This is a genomic window from Thalassospira sp. A40-3 (genome assembly GCF_015871485.1).
GTDB classification, from domain to species: domain Bacteria; phylum Pseudomonadota; class Alphaproteobacteria; order Rhodospirillales; family Thalassospiraceae; genus Thalassospira; species Thalassospira tepidiphila.
Map to the genome: position 1 here is coordinate 3,256,390 of NZ_CP065428.1, position 21,639 is coordinate 3,278,028.

At 51.5% G+C, this 21,639-nt stretch carries 16 protein-coding genes; 12 read left to right on the top strand and 4 right to left on the bottom strand.

All coding sequences use genetic code 11. The features are described 5' to 3' along the window. Positions 1 to 172 precede the first annotated feature (172 nt). Complete coding sequence (locus tag IT893_RS14990) at positions 173 to 1,225, top strand: LacI family DNA-binding transcriptional regulator (protein WP_197145694.1); 1,053 nt, start codon at positions 173 to 175, stop codon at positions 1,223 to 1,225. 188 nt (positions 1,226 to 1,413) lie between these two features. On the opposite strand, the gene IT893_RS14995 is transcribed toward IT893_RS14990, so the two are convergent. Next, positions 1,414 to 2,181, bottom strand: a complete 768-nt coding sequence (locus IT893_RS14995) for a 4'-phosphopantetheinyl transferase superfamily protein (protein WP_197145695.1) — start codon at positions 2,179 to 2,181, stop codon at positions 1,414 to 1,416. Positions 2,182 to 2,331: 150 nt separating this feature from the next. Here IT893_RS14995 and IT893_RS15000 point away from each other — a divergent pair, with 150 nt between their 5' ends. From IT893_RS15000 to IT893_RS15035, 8 genes are all read left to right on the top strand, one after another. Continuing rightward, a complete protein-coding gene (locus IT893_RS15000; protein ID WP_197145697.1) occupies positions 2,332 to 2,904 on the top strand; it encodes an RNA polymerase sigma factor in 573 nt (190 codons plus the stop codon). A 78-nt stretch (positions 2,905 to 2,982) separates the two neighbouring features. Beyond that, positions 2,983 to 4,014: a FecR domain-containing protein gene (locus IT893_RS15005; protein WP_197145699.1), complete on the top strand. Its 1,032-nt coding sequence runs from the start codon at positions 2,983 to 2,985 to the stop codon at positions 4,012 to 4,014. 178 nt (positions 4,015 to 4,192) lie between these two features. Next, a complete protein-coding gene (locus tag IT893_RS15010; RefSeq protein ID WP_197145701.1) occupies positions 4,193 to 6,652 on the top strand; it encodes a TonB-dependent siderophore receptor in 2,460 nt (819 codons plus the stop codon). Positions 6,653 to 6,814: 162 nt separating this feature from the next. Beyond that, complete coding sequence (locus tag IT893_RS15015) at positions 6,815 to 7,546, top strand: ABC transporter ATP-binding protein (RefSeq protein WP_245227669.1); 732 nt, start codon at positions 6,815 to 6,817, stop codon at positions 7,544 to 7,546. Positions 7,547 to 7,560: 14 nt separating this feature from the next. Continuing rightward, entirely contained in the window at positions 7,561 to 8,502 is a 942-nt protein-coding gene (locus tag IT893_RS15020; protein ID WP_197145703.1) for an ABC transporter substrate-binding protein, read from the top strand. Beyond that, complete coding sequence (gene fhuB, locus IT893_RS15025; RefSeq protein ID WP_197145705.1) at positions 8,499 to 10,508, top strand: Fe(3+)-hydroxamate ABC transporter permease FhuB; 2,010 nt, start codon at positions 8,499 to 8,501, stop codon at positions 10,506 to 10,508. Before IT893_RS15020 ends, fhuB begins: the two co-directional genes overlap by 4 nt. Continuing rightward, a complete protein-coding gene (gene fhuF / locus IT893_RS15030) occupies positions 10,505 to 11,290 on the top strand; it encodes a siderophore-iron reductase FhuF (protein WP_197145707.1) in 786 nt (261 codons plus the stop codon). Before fhuB ends, fhuF begins: the two co-directional genes overlap by 4 nt. Positions 11,291 to 11,518: 228 nt before the next feature. Further along, positions 11,519 to 12,082 (top strand): sigma-70 family RNA polymerase sigma factor, encoded by a 564-nt coding sequence (locus tag IT893_RS15035; RefSeq protein WP_197145709.1) that lies wholly within the window; start codon positions 11,519 to 11,521, stop codon positions 12,080 to 12,082. Positions 12,083 to 12,144: 62 nt separating this feature from the next. Here IT893_RS15035 and IT893_RS15040 read toward each other — a convergent pair whose 3' ends face one another. Next, the gene (locus tag IT893_RS15040) at positions 12,145 to 13,455 is read right to left on the bottom strand and encodes a lysine N(6)-hydroxylase/L-ornithine N(5)-oxygenase family protein (RefSeq protein WP_064779650.1); all 1,311 of its coding nucleotides are present in this window, start codon (positions 13,453 to 13,455) and stop codon (positions 12,145 to 12,147) included. A gap of 13 nt (positions 13,456 to 13,468) precedes the next feature. Further along, positions 13,469 to 16,078, bottom strand: a complete 2,610-nt coding sequence (locus IT893_RS15045; protein ID WP_197145711.1) for an amino acid adenylation domain-containing protein — start codon at positions 16,076 to 16,078, stop codon at positions 13,469 to 13,471. 318 nt (positions 16,079 to 16,396) lie between these two features. On the opposite strand from IT893_RS15045, the gene IT893_RS15050 reads away from it, so the two are divergent. From IT893_RS15050 to IT893_RS15060, 3 genes are read left to right on the top strand one after another with little or no spacing between them, the layout of a single operon-like run. Beyond that, positions 16,397 to 17,479: a GNAT family N-acetyltransferase gene (locus tag IT893_RS15050; RefSeq protein ID WP_197145713.1), complete on the top strand. Its 1,083-nt coding sequence runs from the start codon at positions 16,397 to 16,399 to the stop codon at positions 17,477 to 17,479. Further along, positions 17,479 to 18,837, top strand: a complete 1,359-nt coding sequence (locus IT893_RS15055; RefSeq protein WP_064779653.1) for an MATE family efflux transporter — start codon at positions 17,479 to 17,481, stop codon at positions 18,835 to 18,837. The genes IT893_RS15050 and IT893_RS15055 overlap by 1 nt, the downstream gene beginning before the upstream one ends. Further along, complete coding sequence (locus IT893_RS15060) at positions 18,834 to 20,030, top strand: aminotransferase class I/II-fold pyridoxal phosphate-dependent enzyme (RefSeq protein WP_197145715.1); 1,197 nt, start codon at positions 18,834 to 18,836, stop codon at positions 20,028 to 20,030. Before IT893_RS15055 ends, IT893_RS15060 begins: the two co-directional genes overlap by 4 nt. Before the next feature lie 82 nt (positions 20,031 to 20,112). Here IT893_RS15060 and IT893_RS15065 read toward each other — a convergent pair whose 3' ends face one another. Beyond that, positions 20,113 to 21,000 (bottom strand): DUF418 domain-containing protein, encoded by an 888-nt coding sequence (locus IT893_RS15065; RefSeq protein ID WP_197145717.1) that lies wholly within the window; start codon positions 20,998 to 21,000, stop codon positions 20,113 to 20,115. Positions 21,001 to 21,639: the final 639 nt, after the last annotated feature.

Sequence of the window (21,639 nt, forward strand, 5' to 3'; positions counted from 1 at the left end):
TGTCTTGATCGTCTTGAATAAGGTATTACCAATATCGGCTTGGTGGTTCAGACGTGCGCCAACCTGTTCAACTCCAAGGGCGAAAACGCTGTCTATCGGTCGTTTTTGCACCATCTGACGCAATCACTGCGAAATATCGGTTGGCTAAAAGACCAGAGGCAAAACGAGTTCAATGTCGCAAAAGAAACATTACGGTGGCAAAAATCGCCCGACGATGATGGATGTTGCCTCGATGGCGGGCGTATCGCAGGCAACAGTGTCACTGGTCCTGAACGGGAGCCCGGCCAAACTGACTGAATCAACGCGTCAGCGCGTGATCGATTCTGCGAACAAACTTGGCTATCAGCTTGTTCGACGTGAAAACCAGGTTGCGCCAAGCAACAAGTCACGATCCGTCATTATCTTCATCGCAGATGAAATCAGCACCGATCCATGGATGGCACTGGCCTTTGAAGGGGCGCACAACAAGGCCCTCGAATACGGGATCAATGTTTGCCTCGCAGTCAGCCACGGCAATGCGAACATCGAAGCCAGCATCGTCAATCAGCTGGCAGACTCGAACGTCATCGGGATCATTTACGGTACAATTCTTACCCGACTGGTGGAATTGCCTCCGATCCTTTCAAAAAAGCCCACTGTGCTTGTCAATTGCTACGACAGCACCCGCACCCTCCCGTCTGTTTTGCCAGGCGACCTTTTGGGGGGACGGGCGGCAACTGAACGCCTGATACAAGCCGGTCGCAAGCGCATTGCGATCATTAACGGGCAAAAAGGTGTCGACGCCTCGCGCGACCGTCTCAAGGGATACCGTCAGGCACTTTCAAGCAACGATATACCGTTTGATCCGGCGCTTGTCAGGCCAGGCAACTGGGAGCCCTCAACCGGTTATTCGATGACCCATGAGCTCATGGCACTCGATAATCCACCGGACGCGATTTTCTGTGCCAATGACCTGATGGCGCTTGGTTGTTTTGACGCGCTGCGCGAACTGGGGAGAAGTATACCGGACGATGTGGCTGTGATCGGCTTTGACGACCGCGAAATCGCCCAACACACACACCCTGCCCTCACGACGCTTATTCTACCTCACTACGAAATGGGCGAAATCAGTGCCGAACTGCTAATCGACAGCGTTGGCGGCCTTTTGGCAACGCCAAACCAGATCAAGGTCGAATGCGTTATGGTAGAACGCGATTCTGTCGAGAAATCCGAAGAAAATGCTTGAATACCCCGAATTATGACAATTCAGGCGAGTAAGTACTTCTGACTGATTTTGGAGGGGAAGATGAAGAACGATGGAGCAGTGATGACATTCTGTAAACACTGCTGTCACGTACCATAAAGTCTGGCACCTTTCCTCCAGCCTGGAGCCGTTTCGCGCTTCGGGAAGAGATATTAGGCTTACGCCAATGACTAAGTGCCCCGCAGCCAACCGAAATCAATTTTTGTCTGTGCCGGAAACGTCATCGCCAACCATGCTTTGTCAATTGCCATAACTTGGGTCTGGTATTGCGTGAAGGTCTTGTAGCTCAATTTGAACCCTGCCTCCACTTCCGATACTGACGTCGGCTCATACAGTTTTAGCGGCACAGTCATACCCGTTGTTAGTACCTTTCCCAAGCTTTCCCGTCCGACCCAAAGTATGGATGCAGCCTCATACTCATTCAGAGACAGTTTGAAGAACTGCTGCCTTAAGCGCGCGTTAACATCACTCAACACGGACACAACATCGGCCTCAGCCAGGTTTTCAACATCAACGCCGATCGGGTGGCCTTTATGGTGAATAACGGCAACACAAATCTGGTCCGAATGAGAAATCGAAACACCAAGTTCACAACATCTGACAGATGCGCCCATAATAATAGGCTGGCGAAAGACACCACTGCCTATGGCGACATCATTTGGTAACACATCATCCAGATGACATTCCAAAGCAAGCTTCGCAGCCAACCGTCCTATCGTGAAACTGTCGCGTCGTTGAGGAAACTCGAAGCCCAGCCGTACTTTCTGTTCCTGTGTGTGCAGATATCTGTTCGCCAGACTTTCGGTTTCCTCCTGACCAAGGCGTTGCCTGTATATTATCGCAATGGTTGCTTTCAAAATGTCCGTGGCTGCAAAGCTTCCGAAAGATCCATCCCGGGTTAATACCAGTTTTCGCACGACGCAACTTTCCGGAAACATGGTGTTTAACCTCATACTTTTCAGACTGCTTCTGTATGGCCCGACGCAAACGGTTGCTTTCCCAAGCTTCATTCAGGGAACCACACACATTCTCTGTACACAGGTGCAGGATGCAAACTTCATATACCCAGCACAACTAATTAATTGCGAATGAGTATTATTTTTGATAACCCCTTAAAAACCCATCACCTTAGTCAGGTATGTGACTTGGCAATAACTGACCTCAAAAAACTCTTCCAGTCTCACCAAAGGGAATTGCAGATTTATCTGACGCGTCTTTTGCGTGATGCGGATACAGCAATGGATCTGACACAGGAGACATTTTTGCGTATGTCGGAACATGCCAGCCCCGATAAGGCAAACAAAGTCACCTATGCCCGTTCCTACCTGTACCGCGTTGCCCATAATCTTGCGATTGATCATGTCCGGGCGCAAAAGCGAAACCCAATCGCAGGCGCCAAAGACATTCCCCTTGATGTCATTCCCAATAATTCACCCTCACCAGAACAGATCGTTGGGGGGCAATCGGAACTTGAATATGTACGTCGCGCGCTTGATGAGCTACCTGACAAAACGCGCGAAATTTTTACTCTTGTACGCATTGAAGGGCTGACCTATCGCGAAGCGGCCGAACAACTAGGTATTTCTGACAGTTCTGTTCAGAAACATGTCGCGCGCGCAATTGCCCATGTGATGAAGCGCATGCGGGAAAGCCGGTCATGAAACTGCACAAAGTTTTTACGCATTTCTTGCAGTTTTATCGTCCAACAGATAAGGACGCTTTGTCCGAATTGTCGGCAAGTGCAGGTTGGTAACGTGAGCCAAATGCGAAAAACACAGAAAAACATTGATCTGACCGCGGCCAATTGGGTTGCGAAAATGGTCAATGGTGACCTCAGCGCATTTGAGCATGAAGAGCTCAATGTTTGGTTGGATGCAGCGCCGGAAAACCAGCAAGCTTTCATAGAGGCCAATAACGCGCTTGCTGTAATGGATGATGCGATCAAATCGACAGATCGCACAACCGAGAGTCCTTCATCAGAGGTTGTTGAGCTTAAGCATCTGGCAAAACCGCCATCCAAAGCCTCGCTGGCAAAGAAACGTCGCTGGGGCTATGTCGCACTTGCCGCAAGCTTTCTGCTGGCGATTGCTTCAACCCGCGTTATGGTTGGTGATCCGATCGTTTTCCTAAGTGCTGATTACCACACTGCTGTTGGGGAAGTTCGGGCCATTACACTTGAGGATGGTAGCATCGTCACCCTGGGACCCGATAGTGCAATAGCGGTTCAGTTTACCGATCAAACCCGAAATATCGCATTGATTAGCGGACTTGCAGACTTTCAAGCGGCCCCGATGGAACATGCGGACAAGCGTGTTTTCACCGTCACCTCGCCGCATGGCCAGGTGCAGGCTTTGGGCACGCGGTTTATCGTTAACAGTTTTGATGGCCACACCAATGTGGCCGTGCTGGAACATCAGGTTGAAGTCAAACCGAACTCGGCAACATCAAAACAAATAGCGATTTTGGCGGAAAATCAGGCCGCTCGTTATAACCGCCATTCAATCAGCCCAATTTCGACAATCAATCCTGAAAGGGCGCTTAGTTGGCAAAAAGGCAAGCTGATATTTGATCGCGTTACTCTGCGCGAAGTTGTCTCGGAGTTCTCACGGTATCAGCGCGGCAAAATCATGATTGCGAACGAGACTGCGGCACGCAAGCTTGTCAGTGGTGTCTTTGATATGACCGATCCTCAGGCTGGACTTGAACTGATTTCACGGGAACTTGGTGTCCAAAATATCTCGATTACCCCCCTAATGACCGTTATTTACTGAGCATAGCAGCGATCTGAAAAGCCCGGATTTCTCCGGTTTCCGGTCCTTACCGACACAAAAATCAAAAAAACTGAAATTAATCTTACTGAGTCTGACCGCAAATCCCGTCTCACCCAACACAAGCAAATGACAATCATTTGCGTTTTGGAAAAAACTTTCGAGAATGGGGGTCTGCGTAATGCAGGTAATAAAAACCGGCAAAGCTGGATTGGTAAACGTGTTTGGCCATCGTCTGGCACATAGTGTCAGCTTGGTCGCATTGGCTGCGGGTATTGTTGTTGCTGGAGTATCCACGCCTGCAGCCGCACAGCAAAATACAGAAACACAAAGTGACGCAGCATCCGCAATCGATTTTTCCATCCCGGCACAGGACCTTAACCAGGCGCTTTTGACCTTTGCCAATCAAACCAATCTGCAACTCTTTTATGATGTCGATCGGGTTGCCGGATTGCAGAGCACTGCCCTTATCGGCACGCATTCCCCTGCTGAGGCATTGAGTATCCTGCTTTCCGGCAGTGGCGTCAGCTATCGCTTTACAGGCAAGAACACGGTTTCCCTCACCAAACTAGAAATATCAGACAGCAGTGGAGCAACCGTCATTGACCCGCTCTATGTCGAGGCAAACGCCCAGGACTCAGAGGATCTCGCACATGGCTATGTCGCTACGCGAAGCAGTGCTGGTACAAAAACCAGCAAAGCTCTGATTGAAACGGCCAAAAGCATTTCCGTCGTATCCGGCCAGGAAATCGAGGACCGCGCCGTTGCGAGCATCGAAGATGCAGTTGCTTATACCGCAGGGGTAGCAACCAACAATTACGGATATGATCCGCGCTTTGATCAGGTTTATGTGCGGGGCTATCCGGTACATATCTACGGCGACTACCGAGATGGCTTACGCCAGATGACAGGCGTCTATGCAACGTTTCGCACCGAACCCTACAGCCTTGAACAGCTTGAAATCGTAAAGGGCCCCACAGCGGCACTTTACGGGCAATCAACACCAGGCGGCTTACTCAACAGCGTTACCAAACGCCCTCATCTTGGTGCAAAGAACAATGTCTATGGCCGTTTCACCAACACGGACTCATACGAAGGCGGGTTTGATTACAATCTCGGCCTGACAGAAAACGGGACCTGGGCATCACGCATTGTTGGCATGACCCGCTTTGGCGAAACCAGCAACGAAATTCAGGATGATCGGCAAATGTTCGCGCCAACAATTCGTTGGCAACCCAATGCAGATACAGATCTGACTATCTATACCTTGTTCCAGCATGACGAAACGGATGCCTCGGCAACCCTTCTGAACCTGAATGGCGAAATCCTTGATTACCGCACCAGCGACGCGGATTACGACTATCAGAAACAGGATCAGTTTCAGGTCGGCTATGATCTGACCCATGATCTAAGCAACCTGCCTGTTACCTTGGCCCAGAAGGCGCGGTTTGGATACTTCGATCTTGAAGCGCGGTACCTGACTGGCGGCGTGACCGGCGGCGGCTGGAAGAACTCAAACACGGAATATCACCGCGCAGCACAAGCTGTTGAGGAAACCCTCTGGAGCGCGCAGGTCGACAACCAAGTCATCACGACTTTCGAGACCGCTGACGCCAAACACGAAGTAATGACCGGTCTTGATCTGATGTATTCAAAGTCGGATTACCGTTTTGGCTCAAGCGGTGTACTCAGTGATTACATCTTCTATCTCAATGACCCAAATCGGTCGATTTCGGGCACGACACCAGCTTACACAACATTTGATGACGTAACCTACAATCAGTCCGGTATCTATGTTCAGGACCAGATTGAACTTGGCAACTGGCATCTTAATGGCGGTGTGCGCTTTGATTATGCAGAACGCAAACGTATCAGCCGACTAACCAATACGGGTTCAACCGACTACAATACCGCAACGACCTTTAACGTTAGCGCCCTTTATGCCTTTGACAATGGCATCTCGCCTTATGTCAGTTGGGGCACATCCTTCTTGCCTAGCACTAGTCAGGACTCTGAAGGCAAAATGCTCAACCCGACCGAGGGTGAGCAGTATGAAGCCGGCATCAAGTTCGAACCGGTCGGGTTTGATGGCTTCTTCACGGTTTCCGCCTATCGCCTGACCGAGGACAACGTCGCACGCTATGCTGGCTACAGTGGCTCTATCGGTTCGTATTATGACTCAATTGGCAAAGTTGAATCGCGCGGACTTGAGATTGAAGGCAGTGCCAATGTAACTGAAAATCTTAGCCTGGTTGGCAACCTTGCCTACAACAATGCCAAAATCGTCAAAGGTTCCTATCGCGGTAATACCCCACTTGTGACACCGGAAAAGGCTGCATCCTCTTGGGCAAACTACAACTTCAATCAAGGCCCTCTTGATGGATGGGGATTTGGCGTTGGTGTTCGCTACACCGACTCAAGCTATGCCAATTACACCAATACGAGCAAGAACAAGCCCTATACGGTGCTTGATGCTGCGATCCGCTATGACTTCGCAGCACTTAATAACAAGCTGGATGGTCTGACCCTTGCGATTAATGGCACTAACCTTGCCGATAACGATGCCGCTATCTGTAACAACGGTTACTGCTACCAGATCGAAGGACAGACCATAGCTGCAACTCTGAAATACGACTGGTAATCGATTAATCCGGGGCGCACGGTTGCGCCCCGGACCCATTCTCGCAATCCGCGTTCACCGCGGATTTTCTGCGTTTATCGAGAGCGAATTATGGCCATGGATTTATCTGATCGTCCTGCTGTCCTTGGAATGCAAAAAGCCCGCTTTGAAACGGCTAGAGGCGTGACACTCCTTGACAACATATCCGTTACTTTCCGCGCTGGCTGCCTGACAGCAATTGTCGGCCATAATGGGTCTGGGAAATCCACTGCGCTTAAAATGCTGGCCGGACTGAACAAGCCAACCAGTGGAGCTGTCACACTTGACGGGAATGACGTGGGGCGGTTTAGCGCACGTGAGTTTGCCAAAAGCGTTGCCTATCTTGCACAGGACCCGGGGCACGGGGCGGACTATACCGTCGAAGAACTGATTGCGCTTGGTCGTTATCCATGGCACGGGCCATTTGGTCGCCTGCGCGAGCGCGACAAACAATCGATTGAACGTGCGATCCTTTTGACGGGCCTCGAAGCCCTTCGCAAACGCGCAGTCAGTACGCTTTCAGGTGGTGAACGCCAAAGAGCCTGGATCGCAGTTACACTTGCGCAACAAGCCTCCTGCCTATTGCTTGATGAGCCGATTTCTGCGCTGGATCTATCACATCAATACGAAATCCTGCTTTTACTCGAACAGCTCTGCAAACAGGACGGTCTATGCATTGTTGCCGTCTTGCATGACATCAATCTGGCCGCGCGCTTTGCCGATCATATTGTCGCGCTTAAGGGCGGCAAACTGATCGCGGATGCGCCACCGGCGACCATCATGCAGTCAGACATGCTTCGCGATATTTTTGGCATGGATATGCTGGTGCAGCCTCACCCCACCAATGGGCATCCTTTTGCCCTTGCCAATGTGTGATTGGGGGCGATTCAATGCATCAACAACATCAGACATGTTCCAGACGACATTTTCTTAAGGGTCTTGCTGGTCTATCTGCCATTGCAACGCTCACACCTGTGCTGCCAGAAAGCTTTACACGCTCCGCTAAGGCTGATGTTCCCAAGCGTGTAGTCATCGCAGATGGCGCACTTGCTGAAACAGCACTTGCGATGGGGATCGTTCCGCTTGCCATGGCGGATGTGCCAGGATACCGCGTCTGGGTTCAGGAACCAAAAGTTCCTGAACAGGTCATCAATCTTGGCGCACGTTTTCAACCAAGTCTGGAAAGATTGGCGCAACTTGATCCCGATCTGATACTGACCAGCAGTTTCTATGCAAACCAGTATTCCCGCCTTTCCGACCTGGCCCCGATTGAAAAAATCGACATTTATAGCAGTAGCAAGACGCCCTTCCTGAATGCGATGGCCGCGGCACAAAAGATTGCCGAAGTTACCGGGCATCGGGGCACTGCCGAGATACTGATCTCGGACACCCTAAGCCGCATAGATCAAGCCTCTCGCGAACTTACTTCATCGCAGGCCAGTTCGGTACTTGTCACCAGCATGCTCTCGCCGCGCCACATGCGGGTCTATGGGCAAAACAGTCTGATGCAGGATGTGATTGATCGCCTTCCCGTCAAAAACGCCTGGACAGGCCCCACCAATCATTGGGGGTTTGCGACCGTGACGATCGATCAGATCGCGCAATACTCAAACGCAGCCCTCATCGCGATCAAACCCGTTCCAGACAATGTCGACCGCGCAATTGTACATAGCCCGATCCTTTCGGAACTACCGTCCATCAAACGCTTTGGGCTGATCACGATGCCACCAGTAGCAACATTTGGCGGGCTTTTTGCCGCCGGTCGCTTTTCTGATCTGCTTGCCAATGCCCTGACATCGCAAGGTGCTGCTCATGGGGAATTCGCGTCATGACAAGTCAAGCCATGCGCAGACATGCGATCCAATTCCATGCGGTTCCCGTTTCGCTTTGCATCCTTGCCGTTTTGCTAAGCCTGCTGTCTCTGGACATTGAGGCCGGTAGCCTGTCCCCGGCGGCAATATTCGACCTTGCGGCTGGATCGGACACGCGGTCGTTGTTGCTCACCCAAGGCTGGATACCAAGGTTTTTGATTGCACTTGTCGCTGGTGCGGGTCTTGCCGTTGCCGGTGCTTTGTTTCAACACACGTTAAAAAACCCGTTGGCATCGCCGTCCACACTTGGCCTTGCAGGCGGCGCTAAACTGGCGCTGACACTGGTGACGCTCTATGTGCCGGGTGCGCTTGCCATCGGTCAGGAAACGATTGCACTGTTGGGTGCACTTGTTGTCGGTTTTCTGGTATTTGCCTTGGCGCGCCGCAGTGGCTTCTCGCCACTGATCGTCATCCTGACAGGTATGATAATCGCGCTCTATTGTGGGGCAGTAACAACTGCCTTGGCAATAATTCACCATGAATGGCTAAAAAGCCTGTTTATCTGGGGAAGCGGCGACCTTACCCAAGACGGTTGGTATATCCTTGAACCATTGGCAGCGAAAGTATGCATGGGTGCGGCACTGGCTGTCGCCTTGGCTCGACCGCTTGAAATGCTTAATCTCAGCGATCATCAGGCGACCGTCCTTGGCGCATCGCCAGCACGAATGCGACTACTTTGCCTTTTGATCGGCTGTTGGCTTACGGCAACCATTGTTGCAGCGGTAGGTATTATCGGGTTTGTCGGACTGGCTGGACCAGCCATTACGCGAATGCTGGGCTTCAGACGGTTGCGATCAAAACTTCTGATGTCTGCTGTTTTCGGCGCCGTACTATTGTGTGCTGCGGATCAAGGTGTTCAGGTTTTATCGGGATATATTGGGACATTAGTGCCTGCTGGCGCGCTGACCGGGATTCTCGGTGGACCGCTTTTAATCATTATGATCCGGCAACTGCGCAGCAATTCTCAACCATCGCAAAACACGTCGCCCGCCCCAGAACCTGATCAGCGCAACATTAGAAATCACTTGCGCGTTCTGGCTGGTGTGCTTCTGGTGATTATAGGGGCGATTTTGGTCGGTCGAGATATTCACGGTGACTGGCAACTTCAATTGGGTAATGCACTGAATACCGTCTGGCCGTGGCGCGGTCCGCGTATTCTCGGTGCAATGGCTGCTGGAACCATGCTGGCAATTGCAGGCACCATATTGCAACGCATGACGGCAAACCCGATGGCAAGTCCCGAAAGTCTGGGTGTCAGTGCAGGTGCTGCAATCGGTATGATTGCGATTGTCTTCCTGATCGATGCACCAACGGCATGGTTGCAGATTTCTGGCGCAGCAATTGGTGCATTCATTACCCTGGGGGCGATCTTTGCGCTTACCCGAAAATCTGGATACGCACCGGAACGTATTTTGATTGCCGGTATTGCGATTGGTGCTTTGTTTGATGGCTTCATCGCATTTCTGATGGCCGGTGGTGATCCCCGCGCAACACGCTTGTTGGCCTGGAGTTCGGGATCAACATACGGCCTTGGCTTCGACCGCGCGAGTGTTCTGGCAATCATTGCTGTGAGCGCCTTACCCATTCTTCCAGCATTTGCCCGATGGCTTAATCTGTTTCCGCTGGGGCCTGTGACAACCAAGTCGCTCGGTGTCGATCTGTCGATCTCGCGCGGGGTTATGCTGATGTTTGCTTCTATCCTGACAGCGGCAGCTACTTTGTTGGTTGGCCCACTAAGCTTCGCCGGTCTGATTTCACCGCATCTGGCAAAACTGGCCGGATTGCGACATGCATTACCGCATACGGTCGGGGCCGCGCTGATCGGAGCTGCTTTAATGGTTGCCGCTGACTGGCTTGGGAGAATGTTATTCTTTCCTTGGGAAATTCCGGCCGGACTGATGGCCGCTATCATTGCCGGGCCTATCATGGTCTGGCTGCTTATGCGCGTCGGGCGGGGTGCCTCATGATGAATGCCCTTCAAAACGGCTCTGAAAAGAACGCTTCTCCCGCCATCGGCAATTCCCCTACCACCCGATCACTGTCTGAGATCAAAACCGATCTCTTTCAAGGACCCTATCAAGGGCTTGGTGACCGGCATCAGATCCTGACGACGCACAGTGGCGGAATAGATTGCTTTGCGCTCCACGATCCTGATTGTTTGGCACCTCTTCTTGATCACTATTGCCAGGCAAAATATCCGCAAGATGATCGGCGTGCCGCCATCTCGATGTGGTCACAATGGTATTTCGGAATTCTGTTATCCCCTGTGCTGGTTTTGGCCGCAGCAGGCGAAGCAGTCCTTACGTTTCAGCCCAACTTTATCAGTCTGACAACGGACGATAATCAATGTCCGGCCGGGTTCGATATTCATGACCGGCAGGTGCATGAGTTGAAAGAAAAATCGATCCCGCCTGATCCTTGGGCTCATCTGGAATGCCTGATTGACGGACATCTCGAACCTATGGTTGCTTCACTGGCTGCATCGTCAAAAGTTTCGCCAAAGGTGTTTTGGTCCAATATTGGCGTTGTCGTTGCTTACGTTGAGAAACACGTCCTGAAAAACACCAGGGTATCGCTTGCACCACTGATCAACGACGTCAAGCGTCCCGACGGCAATCGAAACCCGATGGTAAACCCGTACAGCACCAAACAATCCGACGATGGCAACCCCTCAAGACGTGTCTGTTGCCTTCGCTATTTACTGACGTCCGTCGACATTTGCCCAACCTGTCCGCTGGCGAAACTTTAGATTTCACGCAGGTAGTCTGCTTTCCTGCGGCATGAAATCCGCTCTGCAGAATTCCTTACTGAAGCTCATTGAAAATCCCGTCTTATGAACAACGGACGGATCTGATTTGCCATCAGATCTGTCCGAATGACAAAAGATGATCGACCCAGTGGAGAGTGCAAACCGCGTCCCAAATTTGCAAGTGACTATTATTTTCACTAATGAGCAAACTAACGGAGACATTCGGAAATGCACCAAGCAAGCCAAACTGCCCCAATTCCAAAAGACCAATTTCAGCGACAAGCTTTGCTAACTATCGCCAAAAGCCAAGAGGGGAAATTGCGACGCGTTGCCCAGTCTATCGTAAAATGTCCCCATCTGGCGGATGACATTGTTCAGGATACCTATGCCAAACTGCTCACCGCACAAATAGACACAGAAGTCACCACACCAAGTGCCTTCATAACGCGCATTGCTAGAAACATGGCAATCGACAAGGTCCGCCAAATTACGTTCGAACGCACTCTTTTCGCGGACAGCGATCCAACTGATCTTTGTCCTGCGGGAAACGCAGACTGCCCCGAAGCGCGTCTCAGTGGTTGCCAGGCCCTTCGGGTCATTGAGAATGCATTAAAAGAGCTGCCACCACACGTGCGCACCGCTTTTTACCGGCATCGCGTGGACGGGTTCGCGCAAAACGTCATTGCAAAGGATATCGGTGTCTCCAAAGCATCTGTTTGCGCATACATCCATCAGGCCGATCAGCGATGCCGTCAGGCACTCCATAATGTAGAACTGACTCGTCCAGCATAAGGCTTCCGGATCTGCAGCCTGTTCACTAAGTCGAACAGGCAGCAGATTTCAGTTTGCCGTCCCTAGCCCCAGGCCTGCACGACAGCACCACCTGCCCGGTCCCCAGTACCGGCAACCCAGTCAACAATCGGTGGATTTTGATCAAGATTGAAGACATTCTTGCCTGTCAGAGCATTTACAATCTTAGCACTTCGCCAAGCCATCAGGCTTAGTTGAGGCTCAAAGATCCCCAAATCGATCCTGCCGGCATTTTGAACAAAGATGTTTCGGTCAGATGGTCCATCCCATTGGGCACGGAATTCCGCATCCAAGCGGTAGGCACCTGATGCCCCCACTTCCAGAAGTGAACGCAGTGGCGCCATGAATTCCGGCAATGTCGTTTCATAACCGGTTGCCAGAATCAGCGCATCCGCATCGAAGAACTCGACATCCTGATTAAGCCCGTTTCTGGCAGCAATCCTCATTGTTTCACCATCTTGCTGAACCTGAAAGACTTCACGTTGCGGCAGGAGCCGACCGGCAACATGGCCCTCCTGCAGGTAACGCTGCCGGTATAGCAGCTGATAAATCGACTTGAGCGTTGAAAGCGATGCACCATCACTGGCAAGCTTTTGTCGAGACATCAAATCCTGTTTATAGGCATCCGGCAGACCTGCGAAGACATCTGCATATCCGGGCGTGAAATACTCATTCACAAATGGAGTATCATCAAGGGGTTCGAAATTGTCGCGCCGCGATAACCAGAGAACTTCTTCAACACCTTTGACGTTTCCACCAAGCAGATACTCAACAAGTTCAGCACCACTCTGTCCCCCGCCAATAACGGCAATTCTCTTGCCGCGCAGCTTTGGCAAATTCGACTTCGCTTGGCTTGTGTGAAAGCATTTATGCTTGGGCAACTGGCGCGCCCAGGCGGGAATAAATGCAGGCTTGCCGACACCAATGGCAAGATTGCTCGTGACATAACTTGTATGATCCGTACGAACCTTAAAGTCTTGACCATCGAATGCGACTTCGCGCACCACATTGTCAAATGCCAAGCCTTCCAAATGGTCTGCAACCCATTTCAGATAAGCGGCGAATTCCCGTCTTGGCACCGCGGCAAAATCCGCGTTCATGAAATCAAGCATGCGTTTCTGGCCGACCATGTAAGACAGGAAAGACCATTTGCTCGTCGGATTGGTTAGGGTCACCAAATCTTTCAGAAACGAAGTCTGAAGCTCAACACCGGGCAGCATCATGTCCGGATGCCAGGCAAATTCAGAACGTTGCTCAAGAAAGATTGAAAACACATCAGCAACCCCGTCCAGCTGCGCAGCAAGACTAAGATTGAAAGGACCAATTCCAATCCCGACAAGATCCAATTTATCCATCGTTCAAGTCCTTCTATTTGCTTGAAAATTTCATATCGGCTGGTTGTTCGAAAGCGTTCGTCAAACGTTTGCCAAACCGCGTGTGGAATGCCGGATCACCGATGATCGTCAAATGATCCGTTCCTGGAATATGCTCAGGGGCCTCGGCAAGGCGTGAAAGTGACTGCCAATCAATCAGATCAAGTTTTCGACTGACCGTATCGCCTGCAAGCCATGAAGCAATCGGCACGTCATAGGGCAGAAGTTCATGACGGCGGAAAACAAGGGCATTGTCGATTAGCACCCAGAACGTATGTTCGCGCGTACCGATCCCCGGCCCGTCTGTGGGCAGCCCGAATTCGCTTTTTCCCACAAAATGGACAAACTGCGCATAAGCAAGGTCATCCATCAGCGCCAAAAGGCGTTCCCATTCTTCACGCATCTTGGTTTTCTGCAGCCAGACCCGAATGCGTGCTTCAATCTCGGCCCACTGCCCCTGCTGGAATTTTGGCCGTGCGTTCAGATCAAAATCCTCGTCCATGTCACAGACATCAACCATTCCGACAACTCGCAAATCGATGTCATTCCCCAGCATTCGCGCAGCTTCGTATGCAAGCAAACCACCCCAGGACCAGCCCAGAAAGGCGCAGGTACGTCCCTTCGCTTCCCGATAAACCAGCTCTGCATATCGCGAACTGATATCGGTGACCGAAACATCAAGTTCCTGATTTTCTGTAAGCGAGTGGCACATGAAGCCCACGGCGGATTGATCCTCGCCCAGACTTTTCACCAGCTTCATATATTCGCGCGTGCTGACAAGCAGCCCCGGAAAGCAATAAAGGACAGGCTGATCGGGCTTGCCTTGCTGCAAATGCACGATATCCGCCCCCGGCTTGCATTCGGGTTCAGACAGCGCCAACAACAAGCTTCGGATGGTCGGAAAGTTGAAAAGATCCGTAATTTCCGCATTGCGTTCAGGAAACTGATCGCGAACTTTTGCCAGTACACGCAGGGCTGTTATCGAATTCCCGCCGATCTCGAAGAAATTATCGGTCACTCCGACTTCATCGAGACCCAGTGCGGATTTCCAAATGGTCAACAGAGCGGCCTCGTCGTCATTAGCTGGCTTGATTATGACCCCCTCGCGACGCGGTAGCGGCAACTGTGATTTATCGACCTTGTGATTGGCATTAAGTGGCAACATCGTCATTTCAATGATGTAGCCAGGCACCATTGCGCTTGGCAGCAGGTCCTGCAACCGCACACGAACTGAACGGGTATCAACCGATGCTCCGGAACGCGGTACGACATAGGCAATCAGTTCCAACCGTGAGGCAACTTCAGCTGCGACGACGACACAGTTGGCAACATCATCAAACCCACGCAAAACTGTTTCAATTTCTGCCGGCTCGATACGGTGCCCACGAATTTTAACCTGATCATCGACCCGTCCAGCAAACTGGATCATGCCATCCGGAAGGAATCGGCCCAAATCACCGGTGCGATACATTCGTGCATGATCATTCAGCGCAAAATTATCGTGAATGAACAGATCGGCGGTCTTTTCAGGCAAGTTGTTATATCCACGGGCAACACAATAGCCGCCAAGATGTATCTCACCGATTTCGCCGGGTGCGACCGCGTTGCCATCCGCATCAAGGATATAGGCCCAACGATCTCCGACCGGTCTTCCGATCGGGGCTGTAACGGTCTCACAAAGCCGGTCCTGAGCGACACGCCACAACATGGGTGTCATCACGGTTTCCGTCGGACCATAACCGTTGATCAGATAACGAGAATTGATGGCCCGCGCGATCCGGTTGAAAGTTTCCTTTGGCATTGCCTCACCGCCGAAGGAACAAAGTATCAGATCAAGAGTCTGGCCCTTCTCGCGAAGCCACCCTGCCAACTCATGTACATAGCTGGTCGGAAATGAAGCATGGGTCACGCCATGTTTGCGAATGGCGTTAACTGTGTCTTCCGGCGTCCAGAGTAATTGGTCAGGCAATAAAATACTGCCACCTGCCATCAACGGCACGATCCAGCGTTCATGACCACCATCAGATGAAAATGGAAGAAACGGTAATTCTCGCGAATCTTCATCCATCAGATAGATTGGCCCGGTAGCATTCAAATGGTCAATCAACGGGCCTTGATCCACCATGACCCCTTTAGGTTGACCAGTCGAACCGGACGTGTAGATAATATAGGCAAGCTGATCGGCAAGCGGGGCGACGGCGAGGAAGTCGGCTTCCGACGTGTCGAGCTCATCGACAAGAACAACCTCAAGCTCCTGCTGACCAAGAACCGTCAAATCCCTGCCGGTGGTAACAGCGTAACGTGCATAACAATCAGTCAATACGTGCTGATTTCTGGTCTCGGGGTGCTGCGGGTCCACGGGAACAAAAGCCCCACCAGCTTTCCAGACACCAAGAATGGCTGCAATCGCCATCGCAGATTTCGGAAGCGCAACAACAACAACATCACCACGCTCGACCCCATTGGCAATCAGAGCGCAGGCAATCGCATCTGACGTTTGTTTCAGGCGCTTTCGCGACCAAACCTCATCTGTTGTCAGGATGGCCGGGCGGTCGGGATCATCGTCGCAAAAACGGTCAATGACTTGGTGCGGATATCCTCTCATCCGCCAGGGTTCCACCGCCCATGGCAAACCAACAACATCTTCTGAAATTGAATGAAAACCGGGTTGCGAACTCGGTTCGTTTGATGGGTTTAAGGACGCGGCATTTACCGCCTGAGAACCATTCATGGTCGTCTCCACATTGGCAAAGCAAGTTTCAAGCATTTGCACCAAAGACGAACCGTCACCTGCCAAGTTCAGAAGTTTCTGCATCTCGAATCGAAAAAATGCACCTGAACTTCCAATCCTCTCATCCGTCCGGACTACAGAGACTTAACGAACCCAACCGGGTTGGAAACTTAGACATCAGGAGATCTGAATATGAATGTCATTGCATTAGAAGCACCAACTCAAAACTCATCCCAGAAACTGGAAGTTCCTCACTTTCAGAACGCCGGAAACTGGCACTCGTCCATCGAGGACGGACATATTCAGCTTTGTGGGGAAAGTGAAAATCATGACTTCTATTTCACCCTCTCACCGGACCAGATCGTCCTTGATGATGTTGCAAGCCTGACGCTTAACGTTCTAGATGCCAAAGGTTTGGCTGCGCTGGGCGAAGCACTTCTGATTGCGCATCCTTCTCGGTCTGAAATCAAACTTCCCCCGCAGTTGGATCCGGAATGGACAGCGAACATGATTCGCAACGGTCTGATTTCTCATTCAGGTGATAGCATTGTTGTCAGTTCCCGCAATCTCTATCAACTAACGCTGAACTGGTTGGCACATCCCGAACGCGACCCATTCCCTTTGAGTTACACGTCAACCAACGGACGCCGTCATCCAGTCCGTCGCCCAAGTGCCTCGCACACACTTTATGCGCGTTACATCCCCTGGATCTACAAAACTATCCGGTTTGAACGCGCGGATATTCGTCGTCATCTCGGGTGCTTCCATAAATGGATGAACGACCCGCGCGTCGACGTCTTCTGGGAAGAGTCCGGCTCAGAGGAAAAGCATAAAGCCTTCATCCAAAGCCGACTGGATGATCCCAGAACCGAGCCGCTGATCGGGTATTTCAACGACACCCCATTCGGGTATTTCGAGCTCTACTGGGCACAAGAAGATCGTCTTGGCGAGCATTATGATGCAGGTGACTTTGACCGCGGCTGGCACGTTGCCATTGGCGAAGATGCATTTCGCGGAAAGGAATATTTGACCGCATGGCTTCCGTCTCTGATGCATTACATGTTCCTTGATGACCCAAGAACGCAACGCATTGTCGGTGAACCTGATGCAGGCCACAATCAGCAAATCCGCAATCTTCTGCGTTCAGGCTTTGCCGGCATTAAACAGGTTCGTTTCCCCCACAAGACGTCACTTCTTGTTATGTTGCTGCGCGAACGCTTTTTTGATGATCGACTGTTTGTTCCGGACTTTGTCCACGATGAGGATGCTTCCTGATGCGAAAGCGTGCTCTTCCGGACCTGAATGATCCGGCGATCATGCGATTGATCCTGCGACTGGCCCTGCCATCTGTGGCAGGGCTTTCGATCAATGCCATCAATCAGGTCGTCGATGCCTTTTTTGTTTCCCAATATGCGCTTAGTGCCATGGCGGGGGTAACTTTATCCATTCCCTGCTTCATGCTGGTCGGTGCAATCGGGCACGGATTGGGCCTAACAGCCTCAACCGAAATCGGTCGTGCACTTGGCAGGGACAATGTCCAAGATGCCGCAAGAAGCGCATCCCTTGCCTTGGCTTTGGCCATTGGCTTTGGCGTTAGCGTTGCCATCCTGATCACATTATTCCACGGACCAATTCTGCATCTGCTCGGTGCGCGCAACGAGGTTTTCACCGAAGCTTCCATATACATGCGAATTCTTGGGGCCTGCTCTGTGCTGGTACTGTTGCAGATCGTTTGCGATTTCATTGCAATCGGTGAAGGTAACAGCCGATTTTCGATGTACACCTTGCTCGGGTCGTTTGGTCTGAACATGGTACTTGACCCGATACTTATCTTTGGATTCGAATTGGGGGTTGCAGGGGCGGCGTGGGCAACGATCATCTCACAGATCGCGGCCCTTTGTGCGTATGTCTATTACTTCAAAAAGCGCCTTGGACGAATACATCCCGATGTCGGGGCTCTTCACGCACTTTCTTGGCGCAAAGCTCTAGTACCGTTTGGCAAGCTCGGCATTCCAGCCAGTACAACCACTATTCTGGCATCAATATGCTTTGCCGCTCTGATGCAGGCAGCCACCAGACATGGCAACGAAGAAGAACTGGCTGGATTGGCCATCTCGTTGCGTATCGTGCTTCTTGCCATTCTTCCGATCATCGGCTTTTGTCTGGGTGCACAACCCATCCTGAGCTACGCAGCAGGTGCAGGTAATCAGGCACGGTTTGAGGCCGTGTTTACGGGCATCCTTCTCTATTGCGCGGCCTTCTCGATTACCTGCGCAGTTATTGCCTTCCTGTTCGGGGATTGGTTGATTGCCGCCTTTGTGAGCAAAGCGGAATTGATCACCTTTGGGGCGCATTTGCTCGATATCCTTGCCATACAAGTCGCGTTCGTTGGCATCTATCAACCGATGGTATCGCGCTTTCAGGCTGCTCATAATGCGCGGCGCGCTGCCATCGTCAGCATGGCGCCACAGGGCTACATTCAATTACCACTGGCGCTATTTTTACCCATGGCATTTGGCTTGGACGGAATTGTCATAGCACCTGCGCTTGCGGCAGGACTGACTGCACTCATTGCCGTTGCTTTGACGTTTTCTGATCGCAAAACACTCTTGATCAAGGAGCTTTCATCATGAACGAGCTACCTTCAAAGCCACTCTCGCTGCAGGACCACGGATCCCGGCATCACGGTGCATTTGATCCCAACTACGAGCGCCACTTCCGGGCGGTTTCCCAACCAATTTATCAAACGTCGCTATTTGCATTCCGTGACTTTGACGACATGGCAAATGCCTATGCCGGAAATCCTGGCGGTCCCATCTATGCTCGTGGTGACAATCCCACCGTAATGGCATTCGAACGGGAAATTGCAAGATTGGAGAACACCGAAGCATCCCGTGCCTTTGCAAGCGGGATGGGGGCAATCAGTGCAACCGTCATGGCACTTGTCGAACCGGGCGACCGGATCGTTACCGTTCACAATGTTTATTCCGATGCATATCGGCTTTTTGAAACCATGCTCAGACCAATGGGCGTGGCCATCGACTATGTCGATGGCACCAAGACAGATGCTGTAATTGACGCCATTTCAGGTGCAAAACTTTTGTTCCTTGAGAGTCCGACATCTCTGACATTTGAACTCCAGGACCTGGAAAAACTGGGCCAAACAGCGAAAGAGCAAAATGTTATCACCGTTATCGACAACTCTTGGGCAACACCGGTTTTTCAGCGCCCGGCCGATCACGGTATCGATCTTGTCATCCATGCAGCGTCGAAATTCCTGTCTGGTCACAGCGACACTGTTGCCGGCGTCGTCACCGGGCGAAAGGACCTGATCAACAAAATCAATGGTTCAACCTTCCCTTATCTCGGTGGGAAACTTGGTCCGTTTGAAGCATGGCTTTTGCTACGCGGCCTCGACACACTTGAGCTGCGCATGCAACGACACGCCCAAACCGGTGAGTATTTGGCCACAAGCCTGTTCAAGCACCCAAAAGTCTCCCAGGTGCTCTATACCGGGTTCAGCAACCATGCTGGGAAACGCACATTACATGGCCATTCGAGCCTGTTTTCCATCATTCTCGATGAGACGGTCGACATTCGAAATTTCAGCAACGCCCTTCGAACATTCAGGTTAGGCGTAAGTTGGGGTGGTCCCGAAAGCCTGATCGTTCCCGCTGCTGCGGTACTCCACCAGAAATATGAAATCAGTGCGTTTCGTCATTTCCAGTTGGACCGGCAACTTGTGCGCATCTACTGCGGGCTGGAAAACCCGTCTGACCTTCTGGCAGATTTGGAACAGGCAATCGATGCTGGGACAACCAGTTAAGCCACGGCTTAGGCCAATCCTCTGAACAGAAAAGGTAAAGGGCGCCAAAATGGCGCCCTTTTGCATTTCCGACTTTTGTAGCTTAACTGCTAACCGACACAACTCCTTGCCGGGAGTTCGGCCTTGTGAGAACCGCCAAAATCAATTCAAGCGGTCCGCGTGATGCGAAGCGGAACCAAAGCTTGGCAAAAACGATCCACCCCAGATACATCACAACTGAAATCCACAAACAATCAGCCAAACGAACCTGATTGTGCATACCGGCACCGTAACCAAAGAACACCAATCCCATAGCCAATGACATTCCCAAATAGATCGTCAACGACATGCGGCCAGCAGGCGCAATGAATGCAACCAAATTGCTACAAACCGTTGCGCGAAAGGCGACAAGACCATATGCGACAAGAACAATGGACAATGGTACCGCAAACAGCGGGCGCAAAACCAATGTCATCATAAAGAAGCGCTCTGGCTCAAATGCTGCGGGCAACGATGCAAGCGCCCCGTAAAGAAGGCTTCCTGCAATTCCCGGAAATGCGGCAAACGCCGCAATGGTGCGTAATTTGGCAACAAGAGCATCAAAGCCATATTCCTCACAAAACCGCGCGGCGGCAAGCCCCGAAACCATGGCAGCAGCAACAAGCAGATAGTTACTCCAAAGACAATAAAGCTGGAAACCGGCCCAACTCTCAAGACGCACCGCCATTACATCTGCAAAACTGCCGGTCGCCAGAACCACCGAAACCGGTATCTCTGGCACGACATAAGGCGATGGGTTCACTGTCAGGCTCACCCCAAAAAGCGCATTCCCAACTACAGCCATCGCCCAAAGAGCAACACCACAAACCATAAGTCCGCGAACAGAAATTTTCCGACCGATCAACAAAAGCAGCCCGATCACGGCATAGGGCAACAAAATGTCTGCTTCGAAAAGGAATACCAGATTCACAACGCCGAACAGTGCCAGCACACAAAGCCGCCGAACATAAAAACCGGCCCCATATCGTTTGAATTGCTGTAACGCGGCAAACCCGAACAGGGCCGAGAAAATCAGAATGAATTTGCTTTCAAACAATCCCTGGATCACGCTCGCGGCAAGCACATTCAGCCAAAGCGGCTCCCCGTCCTGCCATGCCCCGCCAGCAAAACCAAAAGTAATCGCAAAGAAGGGCAAATTGACCACAAGTATCCCGAACAAGGCGAACGCGCGAAGGGCGTCAATTGATGACTCACGTTGCAGAAACATCTTACGTCTTTCCTCTTGATTGGAACTCTTAGTAGAAAGACGTTTGGCAACTGATTTAATTCAGGGGACAAGTGCGACTTCTGCGCTGCTTATGCATGCTCGACCGCAAGTCCGATAACCCCGAATTATGACAATTCAGGCAACTGCTAGATCAGACTGCTTTTTGCGGGACGATTGAGAGCGATGGAGCAGTGAGTACGTTCTGTAATTGTCAGGTGCCACAAAAGCTGACATTCGACTTCCCGCGAAATCAAAGTCTTAGCATTTTCGTTTGCCAAATAAGTTGTCATCGATTGTCACAAAAGCTGACAAAAAGCTGCTAAATTGACAGAAAAGCTGACATTTTTCTCAAAGTACTTTTGC

What these genes read in the sequence shown, in the direction of transcription:
- fhuB (WP_197145705.1), top strand. Translation starts at nt 8,499, where the DNA reads ATGACAAGTCAAGCCATGCGCAGACATGCGATCCAATTCCATGCGGTT.
- IT893_RS15060 (WP_197145715.1), top strand. Translation starts at nt 18,834, where the DNA reads ATGAACGAGCTACCTTCAAAGCCACTCTCGCTGCAGGACCACGGATCC.
- IT893_RS15010 (WP_197145701.1), top strand. Translation starts at nt 4,193, where the DNA reads ATGCAGGTAATAAAAACCGGCAAAGCTGGATTGGTAAACGTGTTTGGC.
- IT893_RS15055 (WP_064779653.1), top strand. Translation starts at nt 17,479, where the DNA reads ATGCGAAAGCGTGCTCTTCCGGACCTGAATGATCCGGCGATCATGCGA.
- IT893_RS14995 (WP_197145695.1), bottom strand. Translation starts at nt 2,181, where the DNA reads ATGTTTCCGGAAAGTTGCGTCGTGCGAAAACTGGTATTAACCCGGGAT.
- fhuF (WP_197145707.1), top strand. Translation starts at nt 10,505, where the DNA reads ATGATGAATGCCCTTCAAAACGGCTCTGAAAAGAACGCTTCTCCCGCC.
- IT893_RS15045 (WP_197145711.1), bottom strand. Translation starts at nt 16,078, where the DNA reads ATGAGAGGATATCCGCACCAAGTCATTGACCGTTTTTGCGACGATGAT.
- IT893_RS15040 (WP_064779650.1), bottom strand. Translation starts at nt 13,455, where the DNA reads ATGGATAAATTGGATCTTGTCGGGATTGGAATTGGTCCTTTCAATCTT.
- IT893_RS15035 (WP_197145709.1), top strand. Translation starts at nt 11,519, where the DNA reads ATGCACCAAGCAAGCCAAACTGCCCCAATTCCAAAAGACCAATTTCAG.
- IT893_RS14990 (WP_197145694.1), top strand. Translation starts at nt 173, where the DNA reads ATGTCGCAAAAGAAACATTACGGTGGCAAAAATCGCCCGACGATGATG.
- IT893_RS15020 (WP_197145703.1), top strand. Translation starts at nt 7,561, where the DNA reads ATGCATCAACAACATCAGACATGTTCCAGACGACATTTTCTTAAGGGT.
- IT893_RS15050 (WP_197145713.1), top strand. Translation starts at nt 16,397, where the DNA reads ATGAATGTCATTGCATTAGAAGCACCAACTCAAAACTCATCCCAGAAA.
- IT893_RS15000 (WP_197145697.1), top strand. Translation starts at nt 2,332, where the DNA reads ATGAGTATTATTTTTGATAACCCCTTAAAAACCCATCACCTTAGTCAG.